Source organism: Dethiosulfovibrio peptidovorans DSM 11002 (assembly GCF_000172975.1).
Classification (GTDB): Bacteria; Synergistota; Synergistia; order Synergistales; family Dethiosulfovibrionaceae; genus Dethiosulfovibrio; species Dethiosulfovibrio peptidovorans.
In genome coordinates this window covers 2,009,409-2,033,594 of sequence record NZ_ABTR02000001.1, presented here as the reverse complement: position 1 = coordinate 2,033,594, position 24,186 = coordinate 2,009,409, and the positions used below count along the sequence as shown (strand labels likewise).

At 54.0% G+C, this 24,186-nt stretch carries 15 protein-coding genes and 1 tRNA gene; all 16 read right to left on the bottom strand.

Annotation, left to right across the window (positions count from 1 at the left end):
* Position 1: 1 nt before the first annotated feature.
* The 16 genes from rpsG to DPEP_RS09625 all read right to left on the bottom strand — a co-directional run bounded on the left by rpsG (position 2) and on the right by DPEP_RS09625 (position 24,155).
* The gene (gene rpsG / locus DPEP_RS09700; RefSeq protein ID WP_005661690.1) at positions 2-472 is read right to left on the bottom strand and encodes a 30S ribosomal protein S7; all 471 of its coding nucleotides are present in this window, start codon (positions 470-472) and stop codon (positions 2-4) included.
* A 21-nt stretch (positions 473-493) separates the two neighbouring features.
* Positions 494-868, bottom strand: a complete 375-nt coding sequence (gene rpsL, locus DPEP_RS09695; RefSeq protein WP_005661688.1) for a 30S ribosomal protein S12 — start codon at positions 866-868, stop codon at positions 494-496.
* Between the two features lie 36 nt (positions 869-904).
* Positions 905-1,162 (bottom strand): ribosomal L7Ae/L30e/S12e/Gadd45 family protein, encoded by a 258-nt coding sequence (locus DPEP_RS09690; RefSeq protein ID WP_005661686.1) that lies wholly within the window; start codon positions 1,160-1,162, stop codon positions 905-907.
* Positions 1,163-1,268: 106 nt separating this feature from the next.
* Positions 1,269-6,251, bottom strand: a complete 4,983-nt coding sequence (rpoC, locus tag DPEP_RS09685) for a DNA-directed RNA polymerase subunit beta' (protein WP_005661685.1) — start codon at positions 6,249-6,251, stop codon at positions 1,269-1,271.
* Between the two features lie 2 nt (positions 6,252-6,253).
* Entirely contained in the window at positions 6,254-10,072 is a 3,819-nt protein-coding gene (rpoB, locus tag DPEP_RS09680) for a DNA-directed RNA polymerase subunit beta (RefSeq protein ID WP_005661683.1), read from the bottom strand.
* Positions 10,073-10,224: 152 nt separating this feature from the next.
* Positions 10,225-10,311 (bottom strand) — tRNA-Leu (locus tag DPEP_RS09675).
* Between the two features lie 80 nt (positions 10,312-10,391).
* On the bottom strand, positions 10,392-11,360 hold the full coding sequence (locus tag DPEP_RS09670; RefSeq protein ID WP_005661682.1) for an L-threonylcarbamoyladenylate synthase: 969 nt from the start codon (positions 11,358-11,360) through the stop codon (positions 10,392-10,394).
* Complete coding sequence (gene tgt, locus DPEP_RS09665; protein WP_040382583.1) at positions 11,357-12,475, bottom strand: tRNA guanosine(34) transglycosylase Tgt; 1,119 nt, start codon at positions 12,473-12,475, stop codon at positions 11,357-11,359. The genes DPEP_RS09670 and tgt overlap by 4 nt, the downstream gene beginning before the upstream one ends.
* The gene (locus DPEP_RS09660) at positions 12,475-13,260 is read right to left on the bottom strand and encodes a TatD family hydrolase (RefSeq protein ID WP_005661676.1); all 786 of its coding nucleotides are present in this window, start codon (positions 13,258-13,260) and stop codon (positions 12,475-12,477) included. The genes tgt and DPEP_RS09660 overlap by 1 nt, the downstream gene beginning before the upstream one ends.
* Positions 13,261-13,274: 14 nt before the next feature.
* On the bottom strand, positions 13,275-15,215 hold the full coding sequence (gene metG / locus DPEP_RS09655; protein WP_005661674.1) for a methionine--tRNA ligase: 1,941 nt from the start codon (positions 15,213-15,215) through the stop codon (positions 13,275-13,277).
* 32 nt (positions 15,216-15,247) lie between these two features.
* Complete coding sequence (rsmI, locus tag DPEP_RS09650) at positions 15,248-16,072, bottom strand: 16S rRNA (cytidine(1402)-2'-O)-methyltransferase (protein ID WP_005661671.1); 825 nt, start codon at positions 16,070-16,072, stop codon at positions 15,248-15,250.
* Positions 16,063-16,809 carry a tRNA1(Val) (adenine(37)-N6)-methyltransferase gene (locus DPEP_RS09645; protein ID WP_005661668.1) on the bottom strand — a complete coding sequence of 249 codons (747 nt, stop codon included), beginning with the start codon at positions 16,807-16,809 and terminating at the stop codon, positions 16,063-16,065. The genes rsmI and DPEP_RS09645 overlap by 10 nt, the downstream gene beginning before the upstream one ends.
* Complete coding sequence (gene smc / locus DPEP_RS09640) at positions 16,806-20,213, bottom strand: chromosome segregation protein SMC (protein WP_005661665.1); 3,408 nt, start codon at positions 20,211-20,213, stop codon at positions 16,806-16,808. Before smc ends, DPEP_RS09645 begins: the two co-directional genes overlap by 4 nt.
* Positions 20,188-21,690, bottom strand: a complete 1,503-nt coding sequence (locus tag DPEP_RS09635) for an Rne/Rng family ribonuclease (RefSeq protein WP_005661663.1) — start codon at positions 21,688-21,690, stop codon at positions 20,188-20,190. The genes smc and DPEP_RS09635 overlap by 26 nt, the downstream gene beginning before the upstream one ends.
* A gap of 4 nt (positions 21,691-21,694) precedes the next feature.
* A complete protein-coding gene (locus DPEP_RS09630) occupies positions 21,695-22,336 on the bottom strand; it encodes a TIGR03936 family radical SAM-associated protein (RefSeq protein ID WP_005661661.1) in 642 nt (213 codons plus the stop codon).
* On the bottom strand, positions 22,323-24,155 hold the full coding sequence (locus DPEP_RS09625) for a TIGR03960 family B12-binding radical SAM protein (protein ID WP_005661659.1): 1,833 nt from the start codon (positions 24,153-24,155) through the stop codon (positions 22,323-22,325). The genes DPEP_RS09630 and DPEP_RS09625 overlap by 14 nt, the downstream gene beginning before the upstream one ends.
* Positions 24,156-24,186: the final 31 nt, after the last annotated feature.

Sequence of the window (24,186 nt, the reverse complement as noted above, 5' to 3'; positions counted from 1 at the left end):
GCTACCAACGGTAGTGAGCGAAGGCCCTGTTGGCCTCTGCCATCTTATGGGTATCTTCCCTCTTCTTGATGGAGCTACCCTCGCCCTTGTAGGCATCGATAAACTCCCTGGAGAGCCTCTCGTTCATGGGCATGCCTTTCTTGCCCCTAGAGTAGGAGATTATCCAACGGATAGCGAGAGCCTGAGCCCTTGCGGGCGCAACCTCCACTGGGACCTGATAGGTCGCACCACCGACCCTGCGGGAACGGACCTCGACGAGAGGCTTGACGTTCTCCATGGCCTTGTTGAAGACCTCGATAGGCTCCACGCCCAGTTTTTCGGCGGCTTTATCGAGAGCTTCGTAGACTATCTTCTCGGCGGTACTTTTCTTACCGTCGAGCATGACCTTATTGATGAACTTAGTGACAGCGAGATTTCCGAACCTGGTATCCAGCAACGAATCTCTCTTTCTCACATGCCCTTTACGCGGCATGGCACTACCTCCTTATAACCTTTAGGACTTAGGACGACGGGCACCGTATTTGGAACGGCTCCGACGACGACCTTCGACACCGCCGCAATCAAGGGTACCGCGTACGATGTGATAGCGCACACCGGGAAGGTCCTTGACTCGACCACCCCTGACCAGGACGACAGAGTGCTCCTGCAGATTATGACCGACTCCCGGTATATATGAGGTCACCTCGATACCGTTGGTCAGACGCACACGGGCAACTTTCCTCAAAGCCGAGTTGGGCTTCTTCGGAGTGATCGTATAGACTCGCGTACAGACCCCTCTCCGCGCCGGACAATTCTGCAACGCCGGGGAATCGGATTTCTTGACCTTCTCGCTCCGACCTTTCCGGACTAACTGATTGATTGTTGGCACTACGTTACCTCCTTCCAGATATTCTTATATGCTTTCTTAACAGCGGTCGTCCCGCTGCAAAGCCGCCGTAGCTGCGCCTCTATCTATGACGCAAGCCCTACCCAGAGATGCCATGGAGTCGACCGTTTCCACCGGGACACCCCGTTCGGAACATATATGGGTTATCTCCTGAATCATCAAAACGTCGGCATCGGCAGCGATGAAGACTTTACGGACATTGCCCCTCAAAAGTTCGCGACGGACCTGCTTGAAACCCACAAATCGTCTGCCCTCGGTCAACTCCGCTACGTTCATCATAAAACCTCCTGAGCATAGGCACCGAGTAATGATAACAACGACCTGGTGCTATGTCAAGAAACATAGCACCAGGTCGAGCTTTATTTGGAAAGATTACTCGTTTTTAGGACTCTTTTTCCTTGACCGCGATCTTACGGAAATCCTCCACTCCCGTTCCAGCCGGGATGAGGTGACCGATTATCACGTTCTCCTTCAAGCCTACGAGGTTATCGACCTGACAACGGACTGCAGCCCCCGCAAGCACCTGAGCGGTCTGCTGGAAGGAAGCGGCACTCAGGAAGCTGTCCGTGGCCAGAGCGGCCTTAGTTATTCCATGGATAAACTTTCGACATTCAGGGTTCTGCCTTAGCTTACGAACAAAGGTAACCCTGGAGACTATGTTTCTGGTCTCACTGTTACAGTGAATAGGTCTTATGACCAATTCCTCAGGATCAGCTGCGACCAGCTCGTCCAGAAGCGATTTATTTATCTCCTGACCGGAGTCGGCCGCAACCCTGCCGTCAACCTCTACCCTGTCCAGCAGAACCTTTCCATAACAGGTATCGGCTATGACGTCTTTGAGGATGTTATCCCTCGTTATTATATCCTCACCTATGGAGATGGCGGCCAGCTCTCCGTCTATTATTCCTCGAACCACGCTACCATCTACAAGCTGAGGCTTTGAGGATAGCGCATTGCCCTGGGAATCTATGGCCTGCTTAAGAGGTTTACCCCATATCCTGGCCAAGAGCCTTTCCTGCATTGCGTCGGAGACGCTGATTCTCTCGATTCCCTTCCATACCTTGACGGAGGACACGTCGTTTATCCTCAACAACGCAGCGACTTCCTCCGTGACCATGTGGTCCTTGAGGGCGACGGCTTGACCGTCCACCAAGACGTCCTCAGCAAGATAGGCCGAATCCACCAGTTTCTCTATTACCTCCACGTCCCTGACCCTCAAGGGCCGAGGTTCCTGAGAGGTTATCACCGACAGCTGGCCAAGGGTAAGAGGCTGCCCAGACTCGACGACCTTTCCGTCTCTGGCCTCGAAGGGATCTATAAGCTCGAATCCCTTGAGTTCTTTTCTAAAAGAGGCCTCTCCCGCAATGATTTTAAGGGGGCCAACCTCATCTGTCACGTCTATCTCCGTAACAGGTGCTCCAGGGGTCAGGATGGATCTTATGAGCTCTTCGTCCATGGGCTGGCTTTTTTTCTTGCTCAGATCCGTCTTAACGGCTCCGGCAATTCCCTGGAATATCTTACCGGAGAAGATCTTGACCGCCTCGTGTATGTTGTTCTCGTTTTCCTCCAGTATAACCTTTTCCTCGGCCTCCACGTCACCGGCCCATACCAGATCTCCTGCCACGAATGCAGTGTCTCCTTCATCGACGACTCTCAGTCTGTTAACAGGAGCGACCTTTCTGAGGATTACCTCTATATGTTTATTGTTGATGGAGACGCCCTGAGAGCGGTAGACCTCCTGAATGCTGTCCACCAGGTATTTCTGAACCTCTTCCTGCCCCAACACCTCGAGAAGCTGCTGAGGATCGATATAGCCCTCGGTCAGCTTGGTCGAACGGTAGACAGGCTCGCCCTCTTCGACCAGAAGGTTCTGCGACGAAGGGATGGTGTGGGTGATCTTCTGTTCGTTCCCGGGCTCCTCGGAGGTTATTATTACCTTGCGTTTGCCCTCCATCTCCCGAATTTCGATCACCTTGCCGTCCACACCGGCAAGGACGGAGACTTTTTTGGGACGACGGGCCTCGAAGAGCTGCTCTATCCTTGGAAGTCCCTGGGTGATGTCCTCACCGGTAATCCTAACTCCTCCGGTATGGAAAGTCCTCATGGTAAGCTGGGTTCCAGGCTCACCGATAGACTGGGCTGCCACGACCCCGACAGCCTCTCCGATGTCGACGACGGAACGGGTAGCTAGGTCAACACCGTAGCACTTCTGGCATATACCGTGTCTGGTTGTGCAGGTCATGGGGCTTCTTACCCAGATCTCCTTGAATCCGCAGGAATCTATTCGGGAAGCCAGATCCGGGGTTATGATCTCGCCAGCCCCGACTATCAGGTCACCGGTCTCCGGATCGTTGACATCGTTCAGGGACGTTCTACCGGCTATCCTCTCGCTGATAGGGATGACCGTCTTGCCGTCGCTTTCCAAAGGCTCTATCTTGACACCCTTCTCCGTTCCGCAGTCATCCTCTGTTATTATGACGTCCTGAGAGACATCGACGAGACGACGGGTCAGATACCCCGACTTGGCCGTACGAAGGGCGGTATCGGCCAGACCTTTTCTGGCTCCGTGAGTGGAGATGAAATACTCCAACATGTTCATCCCCTCACGGAAGTTGGTTGTGATGGGATAGTCTATTATTCGCCCGGTGGGGTCGGCCATAAGGCCTCGGATCCCCGCCATCTGAGCAAGCTGTCCTCTACTTCCTCTGGCTCCGGAGTCGACCATCATTCTGACTGGATTATCGTGCCCCATGTGGTTAAGAATTGCATTTCCGACATCGGCGGCCGCCTTGGACCACAGGGTCTCCTTTTGAAGGAGGTATTCGTCCTCCGAGAGGACCCCCATATCGTACTGGTTTCTTATCTCGTCGTCCTCTACCAGAGAAGTGGAGACCACGTCCTCTTTTTCCTTGGGTATTACGACGTCGGTGACACAGAAGCTTATACCGCTCAAGGTAGCCCAGTGATAGCCGAGCCCCTTTATGGAGTCCAACATCTCGACCATTTCCTGACGGGAGACCTCGTTGTAGCCGAGGTCAAGCAACCTGCTGAGGTCCTTCTTTCCCAGCTGACCGTCAAGGAATCGAAGTTTTTTAGGAAGATAGCTGTTGAAAAGAACCCTTCCCGGCGAGGTCTCGAACCATTTTCCGCTTTCGTCCAGGAAGGAGACTCCCCATTGATCGACCTTATCTTTCCAGTTTCCCCATTCGTGGTTCCATCTCATGCGAATTCTGGCGTTCACGTGCACAATTCCGTGATCCAGAGCGGTTAAGACGTCGTCAAAGCTGTCAAAGTATTTGCCCTCTCCGGTCATACCTTCTCTGAGATTGGTCAGATAGTATATCCCCAATATTATGTCCTGCGAGGGAGCCACTATAGGCTTTCCACTGGCGGGGGAAAGTATGTTGTTTGCGGAGAGCATGAGCATCCTGGCCTCCGCCTGAGCCTCCACGGAGAGAGGCACGTGTACTGCCATCTGGTCTCCGTCGAAGTCGGCGTTGAAAGCGGTACAGACCAGGGGGTGAAGCCGTATGGCCTTACCCTCCATCAAAACAGGCTCGAAAGCCTGGATGCCCAGTCTGTGAAGCGTGGGAGCTCTGTTCAACATCACAGGGTGATCCTTTATGATCTCCTCCAGAATGGCCCAGATTTCCTCCTTGCCTCTTTCGATCATCCTTTTGCCGCTCTTGACGTTCGGAGCTATGCCTAGGTCCACCAGTTTCTGTATTACGAAGGGCTTGAACAGCTCCAGAGCCATCTGCTTGGGAAGACCGCACTGGTATATCTTTAAATTGGGCCCTATCGTTATGACAGAACGACCGGAGTAATCCACTCGCTTACCGAGCAGATTCTGACGGAAACGTCCCTTCTTGCCTCTCAGCAGGTCGGAGAGACTCTTCAGGGGACGATTGCCCGCCCCCAGCACCGCCTTGCCCATGCGACCGTTGTCGATAAGTGCGTCGACCGACTCCTGGAGCATCCTCTTTTCGTTCCTGACTATTATCTCCGGAGCCCTGAGCTCCTGAAGCTTTCTCAGTCGGTTGTTTCTGTTTATAACCCTTCGGTACAGGTCGTTAAGGTCTGAGGTAGCAAAGCGACCTCCATCGAGCTGCACCATAGGACGAAGGTCCGGAGGAATGACCGGCAAGACCTCAAGCACCATGGACTGAGGGTTGCAGTCTCCCTTGCGAAAATCCTCTACGACCTGGAGTCTCTTGACCAGCTTCCTACGTTTCTGGCCGGAAGTCTCGGACAGTTCTTCCCTGAGTTGCTGGGCCAGATGATCCATGTCCAGGGTGTCGAGCATCTCCCTTACGCCTTCCGCGCCTATTCCGGCACGAAATTTCTTGTCGTAGTGACTACAGAGATACTGTTCTCTATCCAATATAACGTCGCCATCGTCAAAGGGAGATTCGCTGCCGTTTATCACCAGAAAGCAGGGATCCTCAACAACAACAGTCTCAAGCTGCGCGGTAAAACGTTCCGGATAGCGCTCCTGGAAGAGGTTGAACTCGCTGGTGGATATAACGTCTCCCTTGGCAAATGGGAGCTTAGCAACCGACGTGACGACAAAACCCTCCTGGTTGCCCGACATGGCCCTCTCTACCGTTACATCCAGACCTTCTTCTTTTAACGACCGATATTCATCTCCGGATAGGATCGAGTCAAGCTCAATCTCGACTCCCTCTCCGCGGTCTTTCACTACAAAGGCAGGCTCGGCGGAAAAGGATTCGTCGCCATAGTCAGCCTTGTAGCGACTTATCTGAGCGGACGACACTATGTCGCCATCCGAGATCGGGACATCGTCAACAGAGACGACCCTGTAGGCTTCCTCTGCCTTGAACTTCGGGTCGTAATGGCAATGAAGCCTGACCTCGCTTTCGGAGACGATGTCTCCTCTCTTAGCGAGATCGGACCTCTTGCCCTCTATGACTACCTTGAAGGCCGGTTCCCTCTTTCTTATGGGAGCGAAGTAGACCACCTTTTCCAGCATCTTCGTGGCGGTCCCAAGCAATAGACTGAGTCTACTGGGGATACCCCGGAGATACCATATGTGAACGACAGGGGCGGCCAGCTCGATGTGCCCCATTCTCTCTCTACGAACGCGGTTATCCGTTACCTCCACGCCGCATCGATCGCATATCACGCCCTTGAATTTCGGACCGCTTTTCTTATACTTGCCGCAGGCGCATTCAAAGCTTTTAGTGGGCCCGAAGATACGCTCGCAGAAAAGGCCGTCTTTCTCGGGCCTCAAGGTCCGGTAGTTGATGGTCTCGGGTTTCTTGACCTCTCCGGTGGAAAGTCCCCTTATCTCTCCAGGACTGGCAAGACGTACCCTGACTCCGACGATCTCGCGGCGGGTCATCGTTAGCGGTCAGCTCCTTTCACATCATCGTTCTCGACTGTGGAACTATCCGAGAGAGCTTCGTTAGACTCTTCGTTAGAGGTCTTTCTCTCCTCCTCGGGTTTGGAACTATCCGAGAGAGCTTCCTTAGACCCTTCGTCGGAGGTCCCACTCTTCTTTTCGGACGTGGGACTATCCGAGAGAGCTTCCGTAGACTCCGCATAAGAGATTTTACTCTCTTTAACGCTAGCTTCCTCGTTGCCGAAGATCATCTCCTCCATCTCCTTTGGCGTAGGAGCAGATGCCTCATCCGGAGCTACGGCCGGAACGGCCTCCGCCTTTTGGGGGACAGGAGCAGAGTTGCTCTGTTCATCGTCCTCGTCGGGAAGGAGAGGACCGATGGTGCCGTCGTTGTATTCTATATCGACTCCTAAGCCCAACCCTTCCAGCTCTTTTACAAGAACCTTGAAACTCTCGGGAACTCCCGGCCTGGTCAGATTCTGACCTTTTACGATTTTCTCGTAGGTCTTGAGTCGGCCGTGGATATCGTCGGATTTTACCGTCAGCATTTCCTGAAGAACGTGAGCAGCTCCGTATCCCTGAAGAGCCCAGACCTCCATCTCTCCGAAGCGCTGCCCTCCGAACTGAGCCTTACCGCCCAGAGGCTGCTGGGTTATGAGACTGTAAGGTCCTATAGATCGAGCGTGCAGTTTATCGTCCACCAAGTGGTTAAGTTTGAGCATGTACATATGCCCAACGGTGGTCTTGTATTCCATTGGTTCTCCGGTTCTGCCGTCTATGAGCTGCATGGTGCCGCCTCTGGTCAGGGTGGAATAGTCGGGGTTCTCCTGACTGAGCTTATCGAGCAAATCGTAGATCTCCTCTTCCTGTGCTCCTTCGAAAACCGGAGTAGCTACGTGCCAATCGTTGGCAACTGCCACGGTGGCAAGTATGGTTTCGAGAACCTGTCCGAGATTCATTCGACTCGGAACCCCGAGGGGGTTGAGGCAGACATCCACAGGGGTACCGTCCGGAAGATAGGGCATATCCTCTACGGGAAGGATCCTGGAGACGACACCCTTGTTGCCGTGACGTCCGGACATTTTGTCTCCGACGGTGATCTTTCTTAGCTGAGCCACGTAGACCTTGACGACCTCGTTGACCCCGGGACTCAAGGAGTCGCTGTTCTCGTCCTTGTTCAGCTTCTTGACCGCTACGACCTTTCCTCTTGCTCCATGGGGAACGTGAAGGGAGGTGTCTCTGACCTCTCTGGCTTTTTCGCCGAAGATAGCCCTGAGCAATTTTTCCTCCGGAGACTGATCAGATTCTCCTTTGGGGGTTACCTTTCCTACCAAAATATCCCCCGCATTGACCTCGGCTCCGACACGTACTACCCCGAACTCGTCGAGGTCTTTAAGTGCGTCCTCTCCGACGTTCGGAATATCCCTGGTTATCTCCTCCGGACCGAGCTTGGTATCCCTGGCGTCCATCTCATATTCCTCTATGTGTATGGAGGTGAAGAAATCCTCCTTTACCAATCTCTCGCTGAGGAGGATGGCATCCTCGTAGTTATACCCCTCCCAGGGGATAAAGGCTATAAGGACATTACGCCCAAGGGCCAGCTCCGCCTGATCCACCGACTGCCCATCGGCCATTATCTCGCCTTTGGAGACGACATCGCCCTTCGAGACTATAGGCCTCTGATGGATGATGGTGCCCTGGTTGGATCTCTTGAACTTCTGGAGGGACATGGAACGATATACCCCCAGGTCGCTTCTTATCTCTATTCTGTCGGCGTCTACGTAGGTGACCACACCGTCCTCGGGAGCCACCACGCAGGAGCCTGAATCCTTTGCTATCCTACCCTCCATGCCGGTACCGACTCTCGGGGCCTCCGGAAGGAGAAGCGGGACGGCCTGACGCTGCATGTTAGACCCCATCAAGGCTCTATTGGCGTCGTCATGCTCCAGGAAAGGGATCAGAGCAGTAGAGGCCGAGACGATCTGCTTAGGAGATATGTCCAGATAATCGATCTTATCCTGAGGCACCTCGACTATACGCCCTCTGTAACGGGCGTAGCAGTACTCCTCGGAAAGACGGCCGGTACTCTCGTCGTAAGGGGTATTAGCCCTTCCTACGTAGGAGTTGTCCTCCTCATCCGCCGCAAGGTAGACGACATCCTCGGGATTCAACGAAACGACACCCTCTACCACGGGGCGACGGGGGGTTACTAAGAAACCGTATTGGTTAACCTTGGAGTAGGTCGAAAGAGACGTCACCAACCCGATATTGGGGCCCTCGGGAGTTTCGATGGGGCAGATACGACCATAGTGGGTGTAATGGACGTCTCTCGCCTCGAAGCCGGCTCTTTCTCTGCTAAGACCACCCGGACCCAGTGCGGAAAGTCTCCGCCTGTGGGTCAGTTCGGACAAAGGATTGTTCTGGTCCATGTACTGAGACAGCTGTCCCGAACCGAAAAACTCCCTGAGTGCCGCCGATATGGGCCTGACGTTTATAAGGTCCCTGGCCATTGCCTTGGTGAGATCCGCCACGGTGGTCATACGCTCTTTGGCTATTCTCTCCATTCGTAGAAGGCCTATTCTGACCTGATTCTGAAGAAGCTCGCCTACGGAACGGACTCTTCTGTTGCCGAGATGGTCGATATCGTCAGGAAACTCCTCGGTGACGTCGGGGAAAGAAACTACATCCCTCTGCTCTTCCGTGTCTCTTAAGACAATTATTCCCTTGACGATTCTGACCAGGTCGTCTATCGTGAGCAGGTACTCTCTGTCGGGCAGATCCAGCTTCAACCTTCTGTTGAGCTTGTAACGACCGACACGACCCAGCGTATAACGACGGGAATCGAAGAACAGGCTGTCTATGTACTCTCTGGCGTTCTCTATTCTGGCCGGGTCGTTAGGACGAAGCCTGCGGAATATCTCCAACATAGCCTCGTCTCTGTTGTTGGTGAAATCCTTCTCCAACGTAGCGGCGAAAACGGGGTTGACGTTCCAGACCTTCACCCTCGTTCGGCCGATGTCCCAAAGTCGTTCGAGCTCTTCCTTCCCTATACGTTCCTCCTTGCGGACCACGACGTTCCCGCCCTCGTCCAGGACAGTCTCACCGAGAAGCCTGCCTATCAGAAGTTCCTCCGATATATCGACCTCCTCTATCTCCCCTCCGAAAAGACGAAGCATCTCCTCGTTGGATGAGACTCCGAAGGCCTTGAGAAGAAGGGTTCCAGGAAGTTTCTTGCGGTTGTCTATGTTGACGTAGAGGGCATCTCCGCTTCCCATGGCGAACTCCAGCCAGGCTCCTCTGTCGGGGATTATCTTGGCGGTGAAGGTCTCGGCCACGGGGGCTGAATAGTCTACCTTGAAGTAGATTCCCGCGGAGCGGGTAAGCTGGTTGACGACGACTCTTTCGGTTCCGTTGATGATGAAGGTTCCCCTCTCTGTCATCATCGGAAAGTCGCCCAGAAAGATCTCCTCTTCCTTGATCTCCAGGTTCTTTCTGTTTACGAGTCTTATGGTGGCTCGTACGGGACGATGCCAGGTACAGTCCTTCTGCTGGGACTCCTCCTGTGTAGTGGCTGGCCTGTCCAGATAGTATCGGACGAACTCCAGGGCAAAGGAGCCGTCGTAACTTTCAATCGGAAAAATCTCGTCGAGAAGTTCCTGAAGTCCTACGCTGTCCCTTTTGTCGGGATCGACATCCTCCTGAAAGAAGCTTCGGTAGGAATCTCGCTGCACCTCGACCATGTCCGGGATCTCTACTAGATCTCGAACACGCCCAAAGGTGAGGCGGCTGCGCTTTTTGCCCACGGGTACGAATTCGGCCATTAGGCTGACGACCTCCCTGTGTCTCTAAAAGTGAGGGTAAACTCTCCATGCTGACGAACAATAAAAATAACAAAAAGGTCGCATTATGTCAACGACACAATACGACCTGATACACACTTGGCGATCCAATCGTGCATAGCACCCCTATTGGATGGTGCCCGGGAGGAGACTCGAACTCCTACAGGCAAATGCCCACTAGAACCTGAATCTAGCGCGTCTACCAATTCCGCCACCCGGGCGTATCTTCGAAACGAGATGTATTTTATCAGCCGATCCTCCGATTTGCAAGCACTTTATCGTTTTTTCGAGGTCAGGGATCTCAACGACCGCCGGAAGCTCTGCGAAGTCTGTCCCTTAGGGCCAGTCCTATTCCGTCAGAATCGGGCCACTGAGCCACTATAGTTCCATCCCATTCTCGTTCCAACTCTCTCAGTGCGGAAAAAAGACCTCTTCCATAGCTCTCGACGGAATCGAAGATTATCGACTTATCCACCGGAAAAACCGGCTCGACCATGCCTATATAACGACAACTTTCACCGAAATCAGGGTGGCCGCTCTCCTCAGGTATCCATAGTATAAGCGGAACCGACGGAGCGTAATGACGATACCTGGTACCGGGAGATCTCTTAAGTTCCAGCTCCCCGACCGGCAGAGCTATCTCGCCCAAAAGATCCGCCAGGACCTCCACCGAAAGCCCCCCGGGCCTAAGCAAAACGGGAACTTCTCCAGTTACGTCCAATACGGTTGACTCCAGTCCAACCTCGGTAGCCCCCCCGTCTATGATCAGATCTACCCTATCGTCAAGGTCTCGAGCCACCGTCACCGCGTCCGTAGGACTGGGCCTCCCGCTGGTGTTGGCGCTGGGAGCGGCAACGGGAAATGGGCAGGCCTGGAGAAGAGCCAATGCCACAGGATGAGAGGGCATTCGGACTCCCACCGTGTCCAAACCGGCGGTAACCTCTGGAGGCACGATGGGCAAGGCGGGCAATACCAGTGTGAGAGGCCCGGGCCAAAGGTTTTTCATGATCATATCAGCTCGATCGTCCACCTTGGCTATCTTTCTCACCGACTCTGGATCTCCGACGTGCAATATCAAAGGATTGTCCGACGGGCGGCCCTTGGCTTCGAAGATTCCTGAGACGGCCTTTCCATCAAGTCCGTCGGCACCCAGTCCGTAAACCGTCTCGGTGGGGAACCCAACCAACCCTCCCGACTTGAGGATGGAGACTGCCCTATCGATGACCTCCCTGTCGGGGTTCCAGCGATCGACCTTTATCGGCACCCTCATAGAACCTTACCTGTGGAGAAAAGCTCGTGAAAACGGTCCCGAAACTGGGGGAAACGGCCTTCCAGTATGGCCTCTCTGGCTCCCTTCATGAGAGATATCAGATACCTGAGGTTGTGCCAGCTGCACAGCCTGGCTCCGAGCATCTCGCCGGACCTGTAGAGATGTCTGATATAGGCCTTGGAGAACTCTCTACAGGCGTAACAGTCGCAGTCAGGATCTATCGGTCCCCAGTCCTCCTCGAAGCGACTGTGTTTGATGTTGAACTTGCCTCTGGATGTCAGGAGCGTGCCGTTACGACCGTTTCTGGTGGGCAAGACGCAGTCGAACATATCCACCCCTCTCGCAACTCCCTCCACCAGGTTGGTGGGGAAACCGACTCCCATCAGATACCTCGGCTTTTCCTGCGGCAAAATCGGATTCAATAGGTCCAGAATACGGTACATTTCATCGTGGCTTTCCCCAACGGAAAGTCCTCCGATAGAGTACCCTGGAAAATCCATCGCTATAAGCTCTCTGGCACAGTCTTTCCTCAGATCGTCGAAGAGGGCCCCCTGGACTATTCCGAAAAGTGCCTGGTCGTCCCTACGGTGTACTTCCTTGCATCGTCTCGCCCACCTCAGGGTTCTCTCTACGCTTTTTCTCGCCGTTTCCTCGTCGCAGGGCAACTCTACACATTGATCGAAACACATAGCTATGTCGCTGCCCAAACCCTCCTGGACCCTGGTTGCCAACTCGGGGGTCATGAAGTGTCTGCTTCCGTCCAGGTGGGAGGAGAACTCGACTCCGTCCTCTTTGATGCGGTTTATTCCGGAAAGAGAAAAGACCTGGAACCCCCCGCTGTCGGTCAGTATCGGACGATGCCAGTTCATGAAACGATGGAGCCCACCGGCTTTCTCTATCAGCTCCACTCCCGGCCTGAGATAGAGATGGTAGGTGTTGGAGAGAACTATCTGGGCCTCTATCTCCTCCATCTCCCTGGGAGACATGGCCTTCACCGTCGCCCTGGTTCCGACCGGCATGAACACCGGCGTCTCTATTATTCCGTGAGGGGTTACGAGCTCTCCAGCTCTGGCTCCGGTCTCGGGACATACCGCCTGGACTCTGAACTCGAACATCATTCGTTCTCCCATCGATAGAAATTCACACCGTTGGTCCACACCGCGTCGGCCATAACGGAATCTCTAACCTTCAAGACCTCAGCCGCAGCCTTGTATATCAAGGGCATGTTGAGAGGACTGTTGATCTTTCCCCTGAAGGGAACCGGCGCAAGCCAGGGAGAATCTGTCTCGAGGATAACTCTGTCGATAGGACAGGATGCCAGGCATTCCCTTATACCGTCGGCTTTCTTGAAGGTTATCATTCCTCCGAATCCCAGATAGAACCCCAGATCCAGACAGGACTTCGCCTCCTCCAAAGAACCGGAGAAACAGTGAACTACCGCTCGTTCGGGATCCACAGGATAGTCCCTCAATATGGAGAAAAAATCGTCGAACGCCTCCCTCACGTGGAAAACGATCGGAAGATCCGCCTCCTCGGCCCATAGGATCTGGGATATCATGACGTCGCGCTGGACCTTGCATGGCGAATAGTCGTAGTGATAGTCCAGCCCTATCTCCCCTATGGCAACTACGACAGGGTCTTTCGCCAGATCCGTAAGTTCCTCCGGCAAGGAGGAGCTTACGGACGAGGCATCGTGGGGGTGTATCCCCACCGATGCCCTGATTCCCGAGTCGAAATAGCCCTTCGATATGGATATGGCTTCCTCGCTGGTCCGAAGGTCGGTACCCACCACCAACATCCTCTGTACTCCGGCGGAACGGGCTTCGTCTATATGGCGATCGAGTTCCCCCCTGAGCTCCGGCGAGTTGAGATGGCAATGTCCGTCTATATAAGGCGTCATATGGGAGATTCGACCTAGTGAACCCTGCTGCCCAGAGGAATGTCCTCAAAGGGGGCCAGTAGGGACAGCCCGTCGTGCCCCGGCAGAGATGCGGCCAAAAGCATTCCGTCGCTCTGGACACCGCACATCTTGGCTGGCTTCAGGTTGGCTACGACGACTATCTTATGTCCCTCAAGCTCTTCGGCGGTGAAGTCTTCCTTGAGACTGGAGACTATGGTTCTCCTCTCGTATCCCAGGTCGATCTCAAGCTTGTAGAGCCTTCTGGCCCGTGGGACCTCCTCCACCTTCACTATCTGGGCTACCCTGAGCTCTATCTTGGCGAAGTCGTCTATGGTTATCTGAGGCTCGTGTTCCCCCGGATCGACCACCTTGCCTTTTGCGATATCCCTCTTCTTTTTGGATTCCTCCCATTCCTTCATGTCTATCCTGGGGAACAGCACATCCTTGCTCCTGCAGACCGAGAGCATGCCGGCGGTGGGCTCTCCCCAGCGATAGTGTTCCCACTGGAGGTTGGCTGGGTCGCCGCAGAAACCCAGCTGAGACCATACCCTATGACCGGTCTCTGGCATGAAGGGAGATATCATCATGGATACCAACTTAAGGCTCTCCACAAGTCCCCACAACACGGCGTCCAGAGGCTCTTTAGACCCTTCATTGCCTAATTTCCAAGGCATTGTCTCGTCTATGTATTTATTGGCCCTTCCGATAAGACCCCAGGCGGCTTTGAGGGCTTCGTCGAAGGTAAAGTCGTCCATCTTCTCCCTGTAGGTATCGAGGGCCTTTCTCGCCACCTCGGAAAGCTCTATATCGAGAGGGGAGAGATCGGAGGGACTCGGCACTATCCCGTCCCTATACTTCAACACCATAGACACGGTCCGGCTGAGGAGGTTGCCCAGGTCGTTGGCCAGATCGGAGTTGATCCTCTGTGCCATGGCCGCCTCGGAGAAGTCTCCGTCCATCCCGAAAGGCACCTGTCGCAACAGGAAATAGCGGAAAGCGTCGGCACCGTAGAGATCGACCATCTCGAAGGGATCCACCACATTCCCCTTAGATTTGGACATTTTCTCCCCCTCCATGGTCCACCAGCCGTGGGAGAAGACCCCAACGGGAGGGTTCAATCCCAGGGCCATAACCATGATGGGCCAGATTACGCAGTGGAAACGTATTATATCCTTCGCCATGAGATGATGAGCGTTGGGCCAGAATGCCGCCAGTTTTTCCGGGTCGTCCTCGTAACCGCAGGCCGTGAGATAGTTTATCAGGGCGTCGAACCACACGTATATCACGTGTTTCTCGTCCCCCGGAACGGGAATGCCCCAAGATATGGAGGTTCGAGAGACCGACTGATCCCTGAGACCACTTTTGATGAAGCTGACTATCTCGTTGTAGCGGGTCTTGGGCATTATAGCCTTCGGGTTGTCCTCATAATACTTCAAAAGTCTGTCGGCATAGCGAGAGGTCTTGAAGAAATAGCTTTCCTCCTCCATCTCGACCAGAGGACGACCGCAGTCGGGGCAGGTGTTGTTCTCTCCCATGCTGCTCTCCGGAACGTAGGTCTCGCAGGGAACGCAGTATAGTCCCTTATATGTACCCTTGTAGATATCTCCCTGATCCATGAGCTTGGAGAATATGGACTGGACAACCCGTTCATGCCTCTTTTCGGTGGTTCTGATAAAGTCGTCGTTGGATATATTCAACACGGGCAGAAGCCTCTTGAAGTTCTCCGCCATCTCGTCCGTGAGTTCCTGGGCGGTCATTCCCTTGGCCTTGGCGCTCTCGTAGATCTTCTGTCCATGTTCGTCCGTTCCGGTGAGAAAGAACACCTTATAGCCGTCCATCCTCTTGTAACGGGACATAACGTCCGCCCCTATGGTAGTATAGGCGTGACCGATATGAGGCACGTCGTTAACGTAATAGATCGGCGTGGTTATGTAAAAGTGCTTGGAATCTGACATGATCTCAACCTCCTGCTAAAGTAAAACTCCCTCTATTTTATCCCCTTTTGTCCTAGGAGCCATTTTTTTATCGGGTTTTTCGGGATTCTCAGTTCCTCCGAAAGCGTCGAGGCAACGTCCTTCAGGGACATCCCTTTCCGGACCATATCGAGGGCCCTCTCTTTCCACCGGATCTCTTCGTCTTCGGAATCAACGGAGGCACCCTCCACGATCAGGACCATCTCACCCTTTAACCCCGACTCGGCCTTTCGGAGAACTGTCGTCAAGGATCCCCGCAAGGCTTCCTGATGGATCTTGCTGATCTCCCTTACCAGAGCCGATTTTCTGTCCCCGAATACGGATATCATCGATTCGAGATGTCTTACGACCTTGTGCGGCGACACGTAGAAGACCAGTGTCCAGGGGATGTCCTTGAGCCCTACCAACTCTCTGGTTCTGTCCCCTTCTCTGTCGGACAGGAACCCGAAAAACAGACAGGGATGGGGAGGGAGCCCCGACAAAATCAGGGCCGGAACGAAGGCGGTAGCCCCGGGAAGGACATCGATCTCGAAGCCTTCGTCCACGGTTTTTCTTACTATCTCGTATCCCGGATCGGATATGCCGGGAGTTCCCGCATCGGAGATAAGAGCCACTCTTTTCCCCTGAGCTAAAAGGTCCAACAGCTCCTCCGACCTGCCGGCTTCGTTGTGTTTATGATAAGAGAGCAGTCTGGCGTCTATTCCGTGACGTTTGAGGAGCAACCCTGAGTGTCTGGTATCCTCACAGGCCACGACGTCGGCCTTTTCAAGTTCCTCCAGGGCTCGCAAGGTTATGTCGTCCATGTTGCCCACCGGGGTCGGTATAACTATCAGGGGCATGGCGATCCCTCCGGGGAGTAGAATTCCAGCAGATCCTCGGTGTAGCTACCACCGTCGTCGTTTATCCTCAGAGGAGGAAGAAGCCTTATGCCTGGAGAGGCCGACCGGAGGGCCTTCACCAGAAAGACGGAGGCATCCTTGCCCTCTCTGGGATGGACGGCCCTCAAAGCTTTGGGTTCCACGCCACGGTATCTGAGTGCACAGAGTAAGTCCACCAACCTCTCAGCTGCAAAGACGAAATAGGCCCTTCCCTTGTCTCCCAAAAGATACCGGCAGGCCTCCGCCACGTCCTCCACGGAACAGACCACCCCATGTTTCGCCAGCACGTTTTCCGATCTGTTGCCGGTCCTGTGTCTGGTCGGATCTCCGTACGGAGGGTTGGCCACTACGACGTCGAATCCCTGAGGGGGTAGGATTTTATGTATTTCTCGTAGGTCTCCGTGTATAAAGGAGACCCTATCTGATAGTTCGTTGAGCTCCCGGTTTTTCTCCGCCATGTGGACCAGGTTTTCCTGTATATCCAGTCCGACCACGGAGACTTCCTTTCTCTTAGCCAGAATTAGGGAGACGGCACCGTGAGCGCAACCTAGTTCACATATCCTCTCGCCTCTACGAACCTTCGAAAATCCAGCGAGAAGGACCGTATCGACGTTTACCCTCGGACCCTTTAAAGGTTGCAGCAATTTTATGTCCACGCCGTTTATGGAATCTTCGCTTATGGACTTAAGGTCTATCATAGCCAGTCCTCCAGTCTGACCCCTACTATCTGGGATAGTCCGGGCTCGGACATGGTGACGCCGTACATTACGTCGGCCCTCTCCATGGTCTGACGACGATGGGTCATCGCCAGTATCTGAAGGGAAGACGCATAATCCGAGACTATGCCGGCAAATCGCCCCAGGTTCACCTCATCCAACGCGGCGTCCACCTCGTCCAGCACTACCATTGGTACATGGGCTACCTCCATGGAGGCGAAAAGGAGCGAGAGGGCCGTGAGGGTCTGCTCTCCTCCTGAGAGCTGGGCCAGATAAGCAGATCCCTTTCCAGGGGGACGGGCCACTATATCGACTCCGGAGTCCCAAAGTCCTACATCCTCCTGAAGCCTAAGGTGGGCCTCGCCTCCGCCGAACAGCCGCTGAAAAAGACCGTTGAACCGAAGGTCTATTTTCTCCAGAGCGTTTCCAAATAGCTCTCCCGCCTGAAGGTCAGTGGTCTCCACGAGGGAACGAAGTTCCGATATGCCGGAGGAAACGTCCTCGGTCTGTTCGCGATAGTATTCTATCCGGTCTTCCAGGGATTGGTCCTCCGACAGAGCCCCTCTATCGAAGTCTCCCAAAGCCGCCATGGCGTTCTCCAGCCTCTTTACCTTTCGTTCCGTCTCGTCCAGATCGCCCTCGACCATATCCCCCTCGAGAAGGTAAGGGTATCGGGATTCCCAGGATTCCACAAGGTCTTCCAGACGACTGGCGACTCTGTCTTTTTTCTGCTCCAGCCACGATACGGTTTTCTCTCCGTCGTCCGACCTTTCCAAGGCAAGCTGATATCTCAGATAACAACGGTCCAGGGCCTCACCCAGACGACCTCCACCGGATTCGGCATCGTCCAAAGCGGCTTTTTCCTCGGCTCTTTCTCTCTTTTTGGCATCCATCATCAATGTCAATTGAGACAGCCTTCGGCCCTTTCGGTCCATCTCCTCCTTGAGGGCCAAGGACTCCGACAGGGTTTTGGAGAGAGTTGCTTTGATCTCATCCAGATCGGACTGTAGTTTTCCGACCCGTAAGGATGCAGCTGTCTTGCGTTCCTCCCAAAGTTTCAGTTCCGGACGGAGTTCGTTCAGTCGATCCCTTATGGTCTCGTCCTCCGGGGCGGTCAGACTGGAGATCTCCTCCGAGACGGAGAGCAACTCCGCCTCTGCCTCTGAGATCTCTTTATCGAGGGATTCCAGCCTCTTGGCAGTCTGGGTCGCCTCGCTCTCCAACATTTCCCTGTCCCTGATTCGATCGGCCAGGACCTTCTCGCCTCGGAGGACCTCGGTCTCCGCCTCTGCGACGAGATCGGAGGCTTTCTTTTCCTCCTCTGCCCACTTGGCCTCGTCTACTTCCGCCATCTCCAGAGATCTCTCCAGAGATCTAAGTTTTTTTCTGCTTTCGTCAAGACTTATTTCGACCGAGTGGAGCCGTCCTCTTATCTTCAAGGCCCCTCCGGAATTGCGCTTTTGACCTCCGCTTATAGTACCTCCCGGAGAGAACACCTCTCCGGCGACCGATACGATCGGAAAACGGTATCCTCCGGAGACGAGAGACGCCCCGACTTCGTAGCCCTCCACGATCAGAAGATCTCCGAATATATGCTCCAAGGCGGGCCTCCAGACCTCCATGACAGACATGAGGTCGATAGCCCAACCTACGATACCTTTTTCGGGAAGATGGACGTTCCCGACCGTCCTCGGCCTCGTCCTGTCCAGAGGAAGATAGGTGGCTCTTCCAGCCTTGCTCCTTTTGAGTTCCTCTATGCCCTCTTTGGCGTCCTCCATGGATTCGACCAACAACCAGAACTGACGGCCTCCCAGAGCTGCGTCCATGGCTACTGTAAGGTCTTCAGGGCACTGGAATGACTCCACCACAGGAGTGGGCCTCACGGTCAGGCGACCGAGGTCGGCCGCAGAGATAAGGTGATTTACCGGCCTCGGATAGAGTCCATCGTTTGCCGCAGATGAAAGGGAATCCTGCTCCCTCTCCAACCGTAGAATCTCCTTGCGAATAGTCTGAACCGTGGCGCCTAATTCGCTGCACTTTCTGTTAGCCTCCAATCTTGAGGAGGAACGTTCTTTTAAGTCGTTTCTGCGATCCCGCTCGACGAGCTTGGCTTTTTCGATGGCCTTCTCCAGTTCGACGATCTCGCTGAAAAGCTTTTTCAATGCGGTCCGACGTTCTCTGTCCGATCCCGAAAGAGCTCCGCTTCTAGCTTTAGCCGCCTCTATGGACGCGAGCAGCTCCTCTTTCCGGAGGATCAACTGCTCTCTCCTGGAACGGTGGGCCTCCATCTTTCGAAGGATATCCTCCTGTTTCGCCTCGAGATCGGTCAGCTCCGCTCGCCTATCGTCGAATCCCTTACCGACCGACAGTAAGTCCTCCTTTGCAGATTCGAGTTCCCCGGAGATCTTCTTCTCCTTCTCCCTGAGCTCGATGGATGATATGTCCAGACGGGAAAACCTGTCTTCCTCTACCCTGAGCGCCGTCTCGAGCTCGAAGACCTCTCTTCCCAAGGTCTCGAGTACACCGTCTATGTTGGACAGTCTCTGTCTGGACTCTATTCTACGTCTCTCCACCTGGACGGATTTTTCCTTGAGCCGGTTCAAAGCGGTATCCCAGATGAGCTTCCATCCCAGCCTATCCTCGAAACGGCGTCTCTCCTCGACCAGTTTTCTGGAGAGATCCTCTATCTCGCGTTCCATGTCTCGACGTCTGAGCCGATACCAATCGGCCCTGGATTCATCCAGGGCCGTCTCTATATCCCTAGCCTTTTTCGCCTTGGCCACCGCCGGGGCTATCTCACGCCTCCTGGACTCCAGTTCTGCCATCAAAGCTTCTAGACGTCCCAGTTCGTCCTCGGCGGATAGGATTTTGTTCAAGGCGTCGTCCCGTCTCTTTCGGTAGGTATCTATCCCGAACAATTCCTCCAGGTGATTTCTCCTCTGCATGGGACGATGGGTAATGGCATCGGTCACGTCGCCCTGTCCTATAAAGGCGAATCTATCGCCGTCCAATCGCCATCGACGTTTGACCTCAGAGAGATCCTGCAATCGATGCTTCACGCCGTCGACCAAGGTAACCGCCCCGGACTCGTCGGAGAATCTTCTGCGTATAACAGTGGATGTATCCCCATCCTTCAGCTCCAAGGCGACCTCGGTCGACTTGGATGGTTGACGGGTGGTAGTTCCCTGAAAGAGTAGATCGGACTGTCTGGTGATCCTCAGTCGCCCTCCGTTGCTGTCTCCAAGACCCCACCTGAGTCCGTCCAGTATGTTGCTCTTGCCGCTGCCGTTCGGACCGACTATGGCGGTAAACCCCTCGGAGAGAGGCAGTTCGTGGGATCCACCGAAACTCTTGAAGTTTTTAAGCTGAAGTCGTGCTATATACAACTAGGGCCTCCTCCTGACGCTGGGCGACTCTCTTTTCAAGCCCTTCTCTGCTCCCCTGGTAGTCCAGCCTGAATTTCTCCCAATCCATCGAAGGAACGGCACATAGAGCTATGGCACGTTCGAAAGCTTCCTCCCATACGGAGAGATAGGTCTCCGCTATATAGCCGGCGATACGGGAGTTACACTCCAACAACATGGCCTCTGACTTGTTGGACCTGACGATTTTTCGGATGAATCGTTTCAAGGTAACGGCGACACTGTCTTCTTTCAAGACCCTGGCAGTGGTGCCGCAAAAAGGACAGCTTCTCGTGAGTATGGACCTCACGTCCGTTCTGGCTCTTTTTCTGGTTATCTCCACCAATCCCAGATGGGTAACTCCGAAGACCTTGGAACGACACCTGTCGTCGGCCAAAAGCTGTTCCATCCTCTGGACCAGGGTTGTTTTATCTTCCTCGCATTCCATATCTATGAAATCCACTATGACGATTCCACCAATAGCCCTGAGACGAAGCTGCCAGGCTATCTCGTCTGCTGCCTCGAGGTTGGTCTGTAAAACAGTGTGTCTCAGGTCTGTATCGCCTACGAATTTACCGGTATTTACGTCTATTACCGTCATAGCCTCGGTCTGTTCGATCACTATATAGGCTCCGGAACGAAGCCATACCTTCTGATCCAACGCAGCCGCTACCTCTTTCTCTATATCGTAGAACTCGAAGACGGGGGTGTTGCTTCGGTGAAGGGATACCGACGGCATAACCTGTCCCCCGTAGGTCCTCAGCCATTCCTCCACCTTGGTTTTCTCTTCCTCGTTGTCGATCACGATCTCGAAGACGTCTCCGGAGAACTCGTCTCGAAGGACACGGCCGGTAAGTCCCGGATCCCGATAGAGAAGGCATGGGGCTGTCTGAACATCGGCCTCGTGTGCGACCTCACGCCAAAGTTGCATCAAGCTATCGAAATCGTTTTCGAGAATTTCAGAATCCTGACCTTCGGCAGCGGTCCTGATGATGATGCCGATATCCTCTCTTTTCGAGAGTTGTCTGGCTACATCTCTGAGTCTGAGACGTTCCTTATCTTCCACGATCCTCTTTGAGACCCCGACGTCCTGACCTCCGGGGACTATCACGAGAAAACGTCCTGGCAAAGACAGTCTGGTCGTAACCCTGGCACCTTTATTTTTCCTGGCGGTTTTGACCACCTGAACGACCACGTCCATCCCAGGCTTTAGATGGTAACCCTTGGCGTCGTTGAGGTAGAGAAAGGCGTTTCGACCGTCCCCCAGGTTGACGAAGGAGGCGTTCATTCCCGGCAAGACGCTTTCCACCCTGGCCTTGTAAATTTCACCTGATTTTTGGCGCTCCCACATCCGCTCTATGAAGAGCTCTCTGAGTCTGTCACCCTCTATTATCGCTACTCTCATCTCTTCGGGATCGACTGTGTTGGCTATTATCCTGATCTCGCTGTCCCGATCGGCCATGGTCTCACCCCTCTCTGACGGAAAGAGTCCCAGAGGCGCTCTCGACCAGAGGAACCACCTTTTTAGATTTGCTGTTCCATGTACCTACGGAAAGACGAGCCAATCTGATATCGGCCCATCCCTGGATTATCTTCATCTCGACCAGTTTTTTGACTATATTCCCCGGGCCTTTCTGCGAGGGAGACGACATAACCATACGGATGGAGCGACCGATTATCTCCCAGTCGAGAAGGTTTTCCTCCCAAGGCTGTTTCCCCTCTCTCAATAGCGACAGGACGCTCTCTCTCGTATCATCACTGGGAAAATGCACGATATACTCTCCAGCATCGCAGAGTTTATTGAGCGACTTTCCCTCGACAAACGCTGCTGCGAACGCCGATAGGCCGTCGGGAAGAGCATCGTCGAACCTTTCGAGATATGAATCCCGCCAGTCGTCGAACCAGATCTCCGCCGGCTCGGCACAAGCGACCACACCGACAGGCAGAGCAGGACCTAGGGAGATCTTGGGATGGGGGGAGAAGCCCTCCGTCAGCTCTATGGACAACCCCGCCCTGGCGGCAGCCCGGGAGAATATCTGGGGTAACTCGACGTGACGTATGAAACAAAAAGGACCTCTTTTAGAGAAAAGAACTCTAATTCTGAGCAAGATCGACACCTCCCCCGGACCAACTGCATCCTCGTCCCTGCCATCCACAGACAGAGCAAGTGCCTCCACGACAGTCGGGGGTTAAAAGACCCTCTCTGGAGCGGCATCTCTCCCTCCAGAGAAATTCTCTGGTCACTCCGACGTCAATATGATCCCAGGGGAAGCCCTCGTCCCTGGATCTCTCCCTTTGGTTGTACCATTCCGGGTCGACGGAACATTCTTCGAAAGCCCTGAGCCATATAGACAGATCGAAGGTCTCCGTCCAACCGTCGAAACGGGCCCCTAGACGCCAGGCCCGCTCTATGACATCGCCCAATCTCCTGTCTCCTCTTGCGAAAACGCCTTCCAGAAAAGTCTGTTCGGGCTCATGGTACCTGAGGGATATCTTCTTATCCCTTACACGTCCCTTGAGCCACCGTCCCTTCTCCCTGAGGGTTTCGATACCATCCTGTGCCTCCCATTGGAAAGGAGTGTGAGGTTTCGGAACGAAACCTGCCACCGATACTGAGATCTGCCCTCTCTTCTTCATGGAACGACCGATCTTGGCAGCTCTATCGGCTATCCGGAGAATTCCGGCAAGATCCTCCTCCGTCTCTGTCGGAAGTCCCATCATGAAATAAAGTTTCATCCTATTCCATCCGTGCTCGAAGGCCGCTTTCAGAGTAGTCTCCACGTCTTCCTCGGAGACCCCTTTATTTATCACGTCCCTAAGCCTCTGAGATCCCGCCTCTGGCGCCAAGGTCAACCCGCTTTTCTTCATGACGTCGAGTCCTGCGGCCAAAGAAAGAGCGAAGTTGTCCATCCTAAGGCTGGGCAAGCTGAGCTTCATGCCCCTGGCATCCAGATAAGGTTTCAGTATTTCGATGGCATCACCGATCCTGGAATAGTCGCAACTCGCCAGGGAGACGAGACTGACCTCCTCCCATCCGGTGGCCTCGGCAAGTTTCTTTACCGTCTCCAATACCTTTTCTGGAGATCGTTCCCTTATAGGTCGATATACCATTCCAGCCTGACAGAAGCGACATCCTCTGGAACATCCACGAAAGACCTCTACGGCGATCCGATCGTGCAGGATACTGGCGGACGGAACTATAGCCGAATCGGGACATATCGACTCCATGTCGGAAGAGATCACCCTCGAAAAAGGGCGTTCCGCCCTAAGACGAACGGCACCATACTCTCCATAGGTCCAATCGATGGAGGAAGGAGCGTAAACTCCCGGGATATCGGAGGCCATACGAATTCTCTCGTCCCGTGACATTCCGGAAGATTCGGCCAATGACTCGAGCAAAGAGGGAAGCATTTCCTCTCCATCCCCAAGACAGATAAGGTCGAAAAACTCGGAGATAGGTTCGGGAGCAAGTGCTCCCGGGCCTCCCGCTATGACGAGAGGGATATCGTCATCTCTCTCACATGCCTTAAGGGGGATTCCGCCCAGATCTAGCATGGTCAGTATATTCGTAAACGAGAGCTCGTATTGCAACGTGAATCCTAAGGCGTCGAAATCGGACAGAGGTCGATCGGATTCCAGAGATCCCAGGAGAATGTTCCTGGATCTCATCTCTTTTTCCATATCTATCCAAGGACAGTAAGCTCTCTCCACGTCTATTCGATCAAGTCCCTTTATCATGGAATACAGAAGCTGATAACCGAGATAGCTCATACCCACCTCGTAGACATCGGGAAAGCACAGACATATCCTGTAGGAAGGGTCTACCTTGGGGGAGATGTCTCCCCATTCCCCTCCGGCGTATCTCGAAGGACGCTTGACCGAGGTCATAGCTTCCCATCGTCGATCGTTCCACTCGTCAAAAAACATAAATAGCTCCCCTGTCAGTAAAAAAACAAAA